Below are 12528 nucleotides of genomic sequence, written 5' to 3' on the forward strand. Positions count from 1 at the left end.
CCTGTGGAGAAACCTAGGTGAAAATACCTAAAAAGCTATTGTGCTCACTTATTATTGCCTCACCAATACTTGCTGCAGAACCATTAAACGACGATGACTTAGACCTTGACGCGTTAATGGGAATGGATGTTCAAGCAACTTCTGCAATGAAACGAGCACAGTCGGCCTTTAACACCGCCTCTTCTATTTATGTGCTAAGCAAAGAGCAAATTACAAGTTCGGGCGCTACCTCTATTCCTGAGGCATTAAAAATGGTGCCAGGCCTTACCGTAAGACAACTTGATAACAATCAATGGGCTATTTCTGCACGCGGTGTTGCTTCACGGTATTCCAGCAAATTATTAGTAATGATAGATGGGCAAAGCCTATACACCCCCAAATTTGCGGCTGTGTATTGGGAGTCGTTGCATGTGCCTTTATACGATATTGAACGTATTGAGGTTATTCGTGGTCAGGGCGGGTTGTTATGGGGTAATAACGCAAATAACGGCGTGATCAATATCATTACTAAAAATAGCTTAGATACACGCAACACTTACGCTAAAGCAATTACAGGTAATCAAATAAATGCCGACATAAGCCTTCGCCATGGTGGTGATATTTCTGATATTGGTAGTTACAGGGGCTACTATAATACTAAAAATACCGCACCTTCTAAAAAAGGCAGCCGCATTAAACCTAATGACTTTACTAAACAGCACGCTGGCGGCTTTAGAGCTGATTTTACGCCAAGCGATGAGTGGTCAATCCTCCTGCAAGGGGATCATACCCACACAGAGCACGGCCAAAACCTTACTGGGGTAGTAGATGCGTCTAACCGCAGTCAGCAGTTTCCAACTATTGCAGATAGGCGCGATACGCGATTAATGACCCGTGTTGAGCATCGCCTTTCAGATAATGCAAACCAAATGCTGCAAATGTCATGGCTTAAACAACATGGTGAACAACCCTATATAAATGAAGATTTTGAATCGATTGACGTTGATTATCAAATGAACTTTATTACCGGATCACTCCAGGTAGATTGGGGGCTTAATTATCGATTTAATGATATTTCTTTTCAAGACAGCATTTTTATTAATAGCGATAAAGACCTAGAAGACCTTCATCAATACGGTGCTATGCTGCAAGCGCAATACAGTGTTATTCCTGATACGTTAAACCTCATTGTAGGCACAAAAATAGAGCATAACGATTTAACCGGTTGGGAAAATCAACCCCTTGCCCGCTTTACCTATCAGCCAAATAGCGAGCACCTAGCATGGGGTTCAATTTCACGAAGCGTACGTATTCCTACACTAATTGAATTTAACGATAACTTTAGAGTAAATGGCCAAAAAATCTCAGACGTTATTGGCATGCAGTCGGGTATTGCTGAAATAGATCAATACCATATAGCTACATTTTTAAATGGTAACGATAACGTAAAAGCCGAAAATTATATCTCGTACGAGCTAGGCTACCGTATATCAAAGGCGGAGTGGTCTTTAGATGTTTCTGCATTTAATACGCAAGCGGATGATGTGGCCGTAATTAGTTTAAACCCTCATGTAGAACAATTTATACCTGCATTAAACTTTTACTTAGCCGGGGAAGTGTCACAAGCATTTGCGGCGCTTCAAACAACAAGCTTAGATTACGACTTTGTTTCGGTAGGTGAAACCACCACAACCGGCGGTGATTTATTGTTCTCGATGCAACTAATGGACAACTTAAGCAGCGAAGTTGGCTACAGCTATACAAAAATAGATTACGACTTACCTAATGCAACACGCCCTACTATTGGCTACGACTCAGTAAACAGACAATTATTTACTAAACTGAATTACCAATTAAGTGAGCAGCATTCTATTTTTGCCACGCTAAGAGCCGAAAACTCAAGCACTTACAATACAGATAACTACACCGCTGTAGACCTTACATGGAACTGGAAAATAAACAATAACTGGGCCACAGCAGTATCAGGCAAAAATTTATTTGCAGGCTCACACATAGAATACGCCAATACTCGCGAAACATTTACGGTTCCTAATTACATAGACGAGTGCGTTACGTTTTCTGTTAGTGCAACATTTTAAGAGAGCCGATGCTTAAGCCTTTAAATCGATTGCTTTACCTATTTTTTTGCCTTGCGCTTTGTACAAGCTCAAGCGCTTTTGCGGTGCAAAAAGAATATGTGCTTAAAGCAGGCTTTTTATATAACTTTGCCCGTTTAGGGCAATGGCAATCTGCACCCGAAAACGGCTCCGACTTTTTAATTTGTAGCCCCGACAGCCAATTTATAGCAATAGCAAATGCCGCCCTAGAAAACAGAAAAGTACATGAACGCCACTTACGAAATAAACTAACTCCCCTCGAGGCAACTGCACTTGAGGGCTGTGATATAGTATTTATTACCGATAATACCTATAACATGTGGTTAGATGCCAACCCCGCGCTTAATTTAAAAAATACAATGATAGTTGGCGAAACCGATGGCTTTATAGCCGCACAAGGACATATTCGATTTTTTCTTTCAAGTAGTAAGGTGCGCTTTGAAGTTGCCCCAAGCAAGCTTAAAAAGGCAGGCATTACTATGAGCTCAAAAGTGCTGCGCCTAGCACGTGTAGTTGAGGGGTAAATAATGAAAAACTACTTCTCACTCAACTCAATGAGTAAAAAGCTGCTGTTTATTTTAATGAGCGTTGCGCTTATTTCTACCGCTACCGTTACTGCTGTTTTTAGCGCATATGAGCTAAAAACCGCAAAACAAGAACAAACACAAAGCCTAAAATCACTCTCGCAAATATTAGCCCCCAATATTAGTACTGCTTTAATATTTTACGACACCGCCGCAATAAAAGAGCTGATTGAGCCGTTATTAATGCGCTCCGATATTGTATCGGTAGAAGTGATAAACAATTTGAGCCAACAACTTGCAAGCGTAACATCGCCTAAATACAGCAAAGAAAGCTCAGCCCCGCATACAATAGAAGTAAAAACAGCATTAACAATTGACGCTCAACGCTACGGTACGCTGATTGTGCGCGCAGACGACAGTGACCTAAACGACAGAGCCGCTTTTTATGGCCGGTTTATTATTGTATTAATGATTTTTAGCTTTATTTTAAGTTTGCTTGTATCGCTAATGCTCAGAAAGCGTTTTTTAAACCCCATTTTATATTTAGCACAAACAGCAGAGCAAATTACCTCATCTAACGACTATAGCTTACGTGCAAAAGAGCTTTCAAAGGACGAAGTGGGTAAGCTAACAAGCTGTTTTAATACCATGCTGCAAACTATAGAACAGCGCGACAACCTGCTAGAAAACCAAGTAAAACGCAGAACAAAAGAGCTCGAAAATGCCAATGTTCAGCTGCATCAATATGCCTATCAAGATGGCTTAACCGACCTACCTAACCGCCGTTATTTTTATGAGCACCTGCAACAGCTTGTAAGCACACCTGAACAACCATTTTCTTTGGTATTTATTGATTTAGATGGCTTTAAAGAAGTAAACGATAGCTTAGGCCACGACTTTGGTGATTTATTACTTCACGAAGTGGCTAAGCGACTTCGCCGCTGCTTAAAACAGCAAGACATAGTGGCGCGCTTAGGCGGTGATGAGTTTACCCTAATACTAAAAGGAATAAGTGATACAACAGCGGTTTCGCACATTGCACACGATGTAATGAAAAGCCTGACCCGAACGATAACCATAAAAAACGAACATGTGCAGGTAACCGCGAGTATAGGCGTGGCCTTTTTTCCGCATGACGGCATATCGGTCGAAACCTTAGTTAAACGAGCCGACCAAGCGATGTATTTGTCAAAAAGTAAGGGGCGAAACAGGTTTGAGTTTTTCTCATACGAAATGGAAGAACTGGCGATTGAAAAGCGCCGCCTTATAGAAGAAATACGCATTGGCTTAAATAACAACCAATTTGAACTTTACTATCAGCCAATATGGGACCCCCATTCACGTACGCTAAAAAAAGCTGAAGCGCTGATCCGTTGGAACCACCCAGAGCGAGGCATTATTGGCCCTGTCGAATTTATCGATATAGCAGAGCAAAATGGCTTGATAAAAGAGCTAGGCGAATGGGTTAAATCGCAAGCTGTTCGCGATGCGGTGCAGTTTAATAAACTAAGCTATACACCGGTGCAAATTAGTGTAAATACCTCGCCTTTAGAAATTGATCGCGACGGTATTTGGGTTACCCAATGGGTAGAGGCGTGCAAACTTTATAATTTGCCACCTCATACTATATTAATTGAGATAACTGAAAACAGCTTAATGGACCCAGATAACGCGATTCAGCATCATTTAAAACGCCTTAATGCGCTTGATATAGACATTGCCATTGATGATTTTGGTGTTGGGTACTCATCGCTTGCGTACTTGCAGCAGTTAGACATTGATATACTTAAAATAGATCAATCGTTTATACAAAATATTGAAGCCAACAGCAGCAGTATAGCGCTAATTAAAGCCATAATTACTATGGCGCATAACTTAGGGGTAGAAGTGGTCGCAGAAGGGGTAGAAACACCAACCCAACAAGCACAATTAATCGCGTTGGGCTGTGATTACATTCAAGGCTACTTATATTCAAAGCCGCTTTCAAAGCAAGATTTTATAAATAGCCATCTGCAAATAAAAGCAACCGTTGAATAACCTACAACCAGCGCGGTACGGTTTGCTTATATTTTAGGTAGTCATTATTAAAACGCGTTACTAAATGCGCTTCTTCAACAGCTATTTGTCTATAAAGCGCATATAAGCCCACAGCAAGGCAAATTAAGCTAAATAAGCTTGGTAATGCTAAAAAGAACCCCAACTGAGCAGTTGCCACACCAACATACATAGGGTTGCGCGAAAAACTATATAACCCGGTAGTTTTAAGTGTTTGAGGCCCATTTGGGTCTATACCCGAGCGCCAAAGTGACGCCATATGAAAATGAACAACCATACTGAGCACAAAGCCCGCCGTGAGCATAATATTGCCAAACATAACACCCGGCCACCCATTTAAGGTATAAAACATACCTAAGTAGTTATCGGTGGCAGGCACAAACACACGCAGCACACACACAAACCATATAGCAGCTCTAAAAAACTTAAACGCCATATGATTCCACCAGCTAGTACAAAACTTAGCGCCAGGAAAAATAACACCCGCAGGCGTTGAACGGTTTTTATAAATAATTCTAACGGTGTAAAACCCCGCCACAAACGTATAAAAAAGCGCTAAATACACACGCGTAAACTCGATTAGCGAAGCAGAATCATCTATCAACGGTTGGTAACTCATTAATTTATTTTCTTCATCCTTTTATAATAATTTCATCATAATAGTCATGCTATTCATTAACAAGGTTAGTGTGCTAAAAACGTATAGTGGACTTTTATTTAAAAACTATAATTTATACCCGCGTAGTAGCGCCTACCTGAGTAACTTGAACTTAATAAACGCGCATCGCTATCATTACCTAAACGCGTAACAGTTTCCGATTTAGTTAAGTTAATAACAGAGGCTGTTAAACTTAAGCCATCAGATATATTAATGGCGGCATTTACATCAACTTGCTCGTAAGGGTCTTGGTATACATTTAAACCGCTGTTTAAGCCAAGTACTGTTTCACCGCGTTTATTATACGACGCGCGAAGAGTAAAGTACTCGCCTTCGTAATAAGCAGAGGTGTTGTACTGGTATTTAGCGCTTCCAATTAATGGCGATTGGCCAAATTCTTCACCATTTACACTTACATCGGCTTTATTGGTTTTGTTATAGGTGTAATTAGCATAAAAACCAAAACCACCTGCAAATGCATGTTGAATAAATACTTCAGCCCCTTTTGATACCGCATCGGTGCCGTTACCCACTGTGCTGTATGGCGCAACGGTAATTACACCGCTCTCTACTATATTTTCTTTGCCTTCAAAATCTTGCTGCATATCTATTACCAGCGGCACAACAAAGTTATCAACCTTTTTATGAAACAGCGCTAACCCCAATGCAGAGCCCTCGGCGTAATAATATTCAATAGATAAGTCGGCCTGCACTGATTCAAAAGGTTTTAAATTTTTATTACCGCCACTGCCACTAAAGCCTGCAAGCTCGTTGAATGCGGCTCTGTCTTCTGCCCATTCATTTGATACAAACGTGATACGCTGCTGCGAGCCTAAATCGCTGTAATCTGGTCGCGCCATCACTTTAGCGATAGCGCCCCTAATCACTAAATCGTCGGTGGCATCCCACGCTATGTTAAAGCTTGGCAGAATTTGTGTGTCGGTGTTTTTTTGTGTAACCAACTGATAGTCTTCTACAAAACGCGCATCGCCAGTTACCGGCTCGCCTGTTTCATCATTGGTGTGATCAAGTTGATAAGTATATAAATCGGTAGAAGAGGTTAAGGTTTTAGTTTGTACTACGCGCACACCTAAATTACCTCTTACTTCACTAAATTCAAAATCGCCTTGAATGTAAAACGCTGATATTTTTTCTTCAATATCGTATACAAAGTTATCTTCTATGCGGGTATAAGGCGTGTAGTTGTCGGTTACTAAATCTCGGTATTTATCCCAATCTATGCTGGGCATTTGGTTTATATTAAACCCGCCAACTATATTGGTTTGATTAATAAACACACCCTCGGCAAGTGGCATACCGCCATTCCATTGGTAGCTATCAAATTGCGTGATACCTTGCTCACTCGCTTCACCTGCAGCAATATCAAAGTTAGGATCTAAAAAAAACGTATTACCGGTCTCGCGGTGTAAGTTGGCATGGCGATATTTAGCCCCGGTTCTAATCGTTTTTAAAAATCCCCAATCAACATAAAAGTCGATGTCGGCTTGATAATAATCCTCTTCGAGTTCGCTGCGCACAAAGCTTGAATTTGACGAACCCGCATCACGCCCGCCGCCTAAGCCACTTTGCAAGTTAGCTAATGTGTTGGGATCAATACTCAGCGATACATTATTTTCATTTAAAGACCACGCTGCGCTTTGCGATGCGTTTTGAATAAAGGTTTCGTTTTCACCGGCGTTTGAGCTTTTATAAGCGGCTTCCCAGCTTTCTTCAGGACCGCCCTCAGATTGAGTGTTACCAATAACAAAGCGGGCTTTAAAGCTATCGCCTTCGTAGGTTAAATTAAAATCGATAGTATCGGAGGTAGACTCTTCTCGTACATAACTGCCACGCATCCACGGAAATTGCATATCGTTTTCAACACCGCTAGCACTGGCATTGTATTGCATACCCGTTGCAATGGTGCCTGTTTCATCCAAGTTTACTGCGGTTAAAAAATCAGGATTGAGTGACCACTCAGGAATATCAATGACTGATTCGGTTCTGTCTTGTCCGAGTGTAAAGCCAAAGTAGTTAAACCCTAGCTCTAAGCGATTAGTTGGGCGCCATTGTGTACTAAATTGAATACCTTCACGCTCACGTTTTTCATTAAGCACAGAGCCACGTACAACTTGCGGAAACCACACGCCATCATAACGATTACCGCTGGCATCACTTATCGTATCCCAACCGTTATTGTTATCAACGGTATTTCCATTAATATCAGTCGGTTGACCGCCACCCGTGTAACGCCATACATTTGCATCGGTGCTGCCTGTTAGAGTGCGATTAGTACGCTCTTGATAGGTATAACCCACCAATACGCCAAAGGTGTCGTCGTCATTTTTCCATGAATATAAGCCACTAAATTGCGGCTCGTACTCTTTTGTCACATCGGCGTAAGTAGATTCAACGTTAAATACACCTGAGTTTGCCTCCATGCTTAAAGGCTTGCGGCTATGCATTAATACTGTGCCGCCCACGCCGCCTTCATCTAAACGCGCTTCTGGCGATTTATACACTTCTACGCTCTCTATCATGGCAGATGGCAGTAAAGTGTAATCGAACGAGCGTGAAGGCTCCCCAGGTGATGAGGCTATAAAATTGCCATTAAGCTGAGTAAATGTGAGCTCAGATGATAAACCACGAATACTCACCGCTGCCCCTTCTCCGCCATCGCGTTCAATAACAACGCCAGGTACTCGCTGCAACGAATCCGCTACATTTTTATCAGGAAATTTGCCAATATCTTCGGCAGTAATTGCATCCACCACAGAGCCAGACATACGCTTAACATCTAAGTTCTCAGCCATGCTTGAACGTATACCCCGTACTTCAATTACTTCCATATTTTTTTTAAGCAGTGTTTTAGCGTTTTGTGAGGCAGCATCATCAGCTAAGCTAAATGGGCTTGAGGTAATAAGTGATGCGCAAAATAAAGATTTGTATACTTTAGATAAAGGGTAATGACGTAGGCAATTAATCATTTTTTACAGCTATTCCATTTACATTGCTTAGGCTAAGCAAATCAGTGATCCATTAGCGTATTGCAGTACGTAATGGCAAATTGCTGCAAAGTTTACATGGCGAAACTTAATGTATTGTTAACGCTTGGCTTAATTTAGTCTCAACTGTGGTTAAAAAATGATTCGCAACTCACTATTTAAACTTATTAGGGTTTATGCGCCCGTTTTTAAGCTATTTAATGCTACCTAAAGTGAAAATAACCCCTTGTTATAAAATATTACCCGCCGCTTTACTTAAGCTGAACTCCGATTAAGAGACTTACTAACAGATTAAATTCCAGTGATAGTTAAATTTATTTTCTCTAGCCAGAGATAGATTTATTATCCACAGTTCAAATTACTTAATATGTGCCGGTACGCATTCTTGTTAAAGCAAAAAACCGCTTTCGCGGTTTTATTTTATGCTTGTTGTTTTAAGGTATTTACTCAATCAGTTATTAGAGTTTAATTGGCTGGTAAATTGCCCTACCGCGTTTACCACTTTTTGGGCTCCATCTTGAATTTCTGCCATAACCTCACCCGACTCTTTAGAAAGCGCTAAACCTTGCTCTGCTTTTTCTTTGCCTTGCTCAATAACCGCTACCGTACTTTGGGTTTGTGACTGATTACGCTGTACCACTTCCACAATTTCTTCTGTTGCTTTTGATGTTCTTGACGCTAAATGCCTTACTTCATCAGCAACCACAGCAAACCCGCGCCCTTGCTCTCCTGCACGCGCAGCCTCTATTGCAGCATTGAGTGCAAGTAAGTTGGTTTGCTCGGCAATACTACTTATGCTTTGCACTATGCTGGCTATTTGTTGAGATTGTTGATCCAGCGCCGAAATTTCGTTAGCTGCTTGCTCCATATTTACAGCCAGCTCGTTCATAACAGATACGGTTTCTTGTAATACGCAGCTGCCACGCTCTGCGGTTTTATCTGTTTCTGTAGAGGTGCCATAGGCTATTTCGGCTGCTTGCGAAATAGCAATTTCACGGTTTACTTGCTCAGTAATTACGGTGGCAAATTTCATTACTTTATAAAGCTGATCCGCATCATTTGATATAGGGTTGTAGGTGGCTTCTAACCAAATTACATTGCCATATTTATCTATGCGTTTAAACCTGTCGGCAATAAATTGGCCTTGCCTAAGCTTGCTCCAAAACTGTTGGTATTCAGCCGAATTAGCTTCTTCGGTTTCACAAAACACCCGGTGATGCTGGCCAATTATTTCTGATTCATTGTACCCCATGGCTGACAAAAACTGATCGTTTGCCGTTAATACATGCCCCTGTAAATCAAACTCAATCACAGCCATAGAGCGATAAATCGCTTTTATTGTGTCGCTTTGTTCACGAGAGGTTGTAATGGTTTTAGTAAGTACGGTGCCAAACACCGAAAAATACAATAACTGATTTTGCTCACCCACCACTGGGTGCACAATTAATCTTAGCCACTCTGCATTGCCATCTTGGCGAACAAATTCAATAGCCCCACTCCAGTGGCCTTCTTTTTGGAATGCTTTTTCAAGTTCTGCGTATTCAGGTGATAGCCGCGACTGATCAGCAATAAAATCGCCTAGCTGATTATTTGTTAAATTATCTTCGTTATAACCTAATGCGTTTAAAAAGTTATCGTTAGCATGCGAAATTCGCCCATCATAAAGTACATTAAGTACCAGCATTTCTTTGTAAAGCCCTTCCCACACTTGCTCTAAAGGGTACAACTGGGCTTTTAAAGCGGCTATTTCGTTTTGCTTACCTTTTGAAAAAAACATTAATTTCCCTACCAAAAAACACTAAATCAAGTTACTTCCAGTATAGGAGGTATTAATGATAACGCGATAATTAATAAGTAATTTAAGCTAATTTTTTGCTAAATTTGTAAGCATATGTTCCTTATTATGTGCTCAGCCTTCACTTTCAACTAGGTTTACATACTTTTGTGCGAGCTGCTCAAGTGACTCCCTATTTAAAGGATCGCTTTTAATGCAATTAATAGGGCACACTATGACACACGTTGGTTTATCGTAATGCCCCACACATTCAGTGCACTTATCTGGGTCTATTTGGTAGATTTCTTCTCCCATAAAAATCGCGCTGTTGGGGCACTCATCTACACATACATCACAGTTAATGCACTTGTCATTTATAAGTAAAGCCACTTTGTAGCCCTTTCAATTAAAATTAATTTAAAACAATTAGTTAATAAAATAAAAAGTATTTATAGGCTATTTTTTAAGCCGTATTAGTTTAATAAAAAACCACTATTTTTTATTAAATCGTAGCACACATTCGTAACACACTTTTTTGTTTTTAGATGTGAGCCTCAACCGCACATTATGCCTATTTTTCTATGTTGCTTTGTTGATTTAAGTCAATAGAAATCGCCGTAAGGCTTTTATTTCTTTAGGTTTTATCAAAATGAAAAAATCATTATCAACGCTTACAAAAGCCCAATACACAAAAGCTAAACTAGAATGGAAACAGCTAAAGTCGCCTTTTTCTATGTATAATATAAATCGGTGTGCTACGCTGGCCAAAAAAATCATACTTTATGAAGAGGAATGTGATTTAAAACAAGGCGTTAAAACAAAGCGCACTAGGCGGTTGTCAAAATATGACGCGCAACACCACATTCGTCTAATTTTTTCCAAATCTGGTAATGTCATTTACTATTCTAACTTTCCTAAAACCTCTGACATAGCAAATACAAAGTTAGGTGAAACGCCTGAATTAACAATAACAAAAGCATGTAAGCTTACTTCTCAAATGCAGGAGGGAGTTTTAAACAACCACACTGTCAAAACAGTTTTTAATTTTTACGAGAAAAGCCTAATTGAGCGCCATAACACTGCGCCGACAAAGTTTGCAGCGTCATCTCTTAAAACATACCAATGCATGTTAAAAAAGCTCAGGCAACATTTTCCGCTTAATCAATCATTTAAATCACTTACAGCGGGCGAATTAGAAAAGATTATTGATCGCATTATTGTGGCAGAGTCAAATACTCAGGCAATTGTACTTTTTGCACAAATTAGGAGGGTATGGAAATTTGCCAAAAACAAATTTAACTCTGGTAAAAATCCAGCAACTGACATTGATGACTTTTATGTATCTGACCGAGTAGAAAGCCCTAGACCTTGCCAAGCATATACTGATCTCGATTCGATAGCTGAATTATGGATTAACCTGGCATCAGCGCCAAATATACATCAAAAGAACGCTGCTCGATTTATGATTTTAACAGGTATACGCCCAATCAACATTCCGCAGATGAAATGGGAGTGGCTCAATAGTATCGATTTCCCTACGTTAATTACCTTTCCAGCATCCGTTGTTGGTGTGCGTGGCGAAATGAAAAACCAAAAAGAATACAAGTTGCCATTAACCAAAGCTATGCGTGCGATTATTTTGGAACAAAGAGCGTGGATGGAAAATGCGCTTCCGAACTGTAATCCTACTCATATATTTCTTCAGCCACGGGACGTTAGAAAGCCATTTGCAAAAAGATCGTTAGATAAGGTGATAAAAGATTATTCACCCGTTGATGCAGTAAAAGGTGATCAAAGAAATATTGTAATGAAAGGATCTGCTGGAGCCTTTTGCACAATGTGTCGAAGCTTTTTTAAATCCAACACAAAAGCGATTATGGTTGATAACGGCTACCATTTTAGACATGCAGAAGAACTAACCCGACTAGCGCTTCATCACCTTAGAAAAAACGATGATCCGAATGGACTTAACTATGATAGGTCTGAAGAGTTATTTGGAACCTCTACAAAATTAAAATTTAATGTTTTTAAAATTCATGAAGTAAGTATTTTGAAAAGAGCGAAGGAGCTTGAAAGCCAAAAAATGAGACTTACCGGCATGCAAAGTAATCAAGCTAAAAATCTTAAAGAAAATAACGTAAAAAAAGCCCTGAGAGATAGAATTAAAGCTTATTTAGTTTACAAAGGTAGCTATGTAAATTTCATCAACCAGCCACTTGGAGACACTGGAAGGACGACAAAAGATTTAATATTAACAGCAGAGGGAAGAGCTGTCGTTGAGAGATATTTAAATGCCCAAGAGGCCAAAGCAAAAAATAATTAAAAAAAGTTTAATTTCGACTTACCAAAGTTTTTGTAAAAAAAACTAATTTCATATCATTGCCTTATTAGAGCGATACCTCATCAATTATTTGAG

General features: G+C 40.0%; 8 protein-coding genes. 4 read left to right on the forward strand and 4 right to left on the reverse strand.

Annotation, left to right across the window (positions count from 1 at the left end; all coding sequences use genetic code 11):
• The first annotated feature begins 17 nt into the window (after positions 1-17).
• Genes OIZ54_RS15750 through OIZ54_RS15760 form a run of 3 tightly spaced genes read left to right on the forward strand, consistent with a single transcriptional unit; the run spans position 18 to position 4657 of the window.
• Positions 18-2078 (forward strand): TonB-dependent receptor plug domain-containing protein, encoded by a 2061-nt coding sequence (locus tag OIZ54_RS15750; protein WP_264390786.1) that lies wholly within the window; start codon positions 18-20, stop codon positions 2076-2078.
• Positions 2079-2086: 8 nt separating this feature from the next.
• Positions 2087-2620 carry a YfiR family protein gene (locus tag OIZ54_RS15755; RefSeq protein ID WP_264390787.1) on the forward strand — a complete coding sequence of 178 codons (534 nt, stop codon included), beginning with the start codon at positions 2087-2089 and terminating at the stop codon, positions 2618-2620.
• A 3-nt stretch (positions 2621-2623) separates the two neighbouring features.
• Positions 2624-4657: an EAL domain-containing protein gene (locus OIZ54_RS15760; RefSeq protein WP_264390788.1), complete on the forward strand. Its 2034-nt coding sequence runs from the start codon at positions 2624-2626 to the stop codon at positions 4655-4657.
• 1 nt (position 4658) lies between these two features.
• On the opposite strand, the gene OIZ54_RS15765 is transcribed toward OIZ54_RS15760, so the two are convergent.
• The 4 genes from OIZ54_RS15765 to OIZ54_RS15785 form a co-directional block, all read right to left on the reverse strand.
• Positions 4659-5294: a methyltransferase family protein gene (locus OIZ54_RS15765; protein WP_138576638.1), complete on the reverse strand. Its 636-nt coding sequence runs from the start codon at positions 5292-5294 to the stop codon at positions 4659-4661.
• A gap of 98 nt (positions 5295-5392) precedes the next feature.
• Positions 5393-8320, reverse strand: a complete 2928-nt coding sequence (locus OIZ54_RS15770) for a TonB-dependent receptor (protein ID WP_264390789.1) — start codon at positions 8318-8320, stop codon at positions 5393-5395.
• Positions 8321-8789: 469 nt separating this feature from the next.
• Entirely contained in the window at positions 8790-10115 is a 1326-nt protein-coding gene (locus tag OIZ54_RS20300) for a methyl-accepting chemotaxis protein (protein WP_004586999.1), read from the reverse strand.
• A gap of 132 nt (positions 10116-10247) precedes the next feature.
• Complete coding sequence (locus tag OIZ54_RS15785; RefSeq protein ID WP_248443382.1) at positions 10248-10502, reverse strand: YfhL family 4Fe-4S dicluster ferredoxin; 255 nt, start codon at positions 10500-10502, stop codon at positions 10248-10250.
• Positions 10503-10761: 259 nt separating this feature from the next.
• Here OIZ54_RS15785 and OIZ54_RS15790 point away from each other — a divergent pair, with 259 nt between their 5' ends.
• Positions 10762-12435, forward strand: a complete 1674-nt coding sequence (locus OIZ54_RS15790; RefSeq protein WP_248443381.1) for a hypothetical protein — start codon at positions 10762-10764, stop codon at positions 12433-12435.
• The last annotated feature ends 93 nt before the right edge of the window (positions 12436-12528 follow it).

This window comes from Pseudoalteromonas sp. A3 (assembly GCF_025942345.1).
Classification (GTDB): Bacteria; Pseudomonadota; Gammaproteobacteria; order Enterobacterales; family Alteromonadaceae; genus Pseudoalteromonas; species Pseudoalteromonas atlantica.

What these genes read in the sequence shown, in the direction of transcription:
- OIZ54_RS15790 (WP_248443381.1), top strand. Translation starts at nt 10,762, where the DNA reads ATGAAAAAATCATTATCAACGCTTACAAAAGCCCAATACACAAAAGCT.
- OIZ54_RS20300 (WP_004586999.1), bottom strand. Translation starts at nt 10,115, where the DNA reads ATGTTTTTTTCAAAAGGTAAGCAAAACGAAATAGCCGCTTTAAAAGCC.
- OIZ54_RS15765 (WP_138576638.1), bottom strand. Translation starts at nt 5,294, where the DNA reads ATGAGTTACCAACCGTTGATAGATGATTCTGCTTCGCTAATCGAGTTT.
- OIZ54_RS15760 (WP_264390788.1), top strand. Translation starts at nt 2,624, where the DNA reads ATGAAAAACTACTTCTCACTCAACTCAATGAGTAAAAAGCTGCTGTTT.
- OIZ54_RS15770 (WP_264390789.1), bottom strand. Translation starts at nt 8,320, where the DNA reads ATGATTAATTGCCTACGTCATTACCCTTTATCTAAAGTATACAAATCT.
- OIZ54_RS15755 (WP_264390787.1), top strand. Translation starts at nt 2,087, where the DNA reads ATGCTTAAGCCTTTAAATCGATTGCTTTACCTATTTTTTTGCCTTGCG.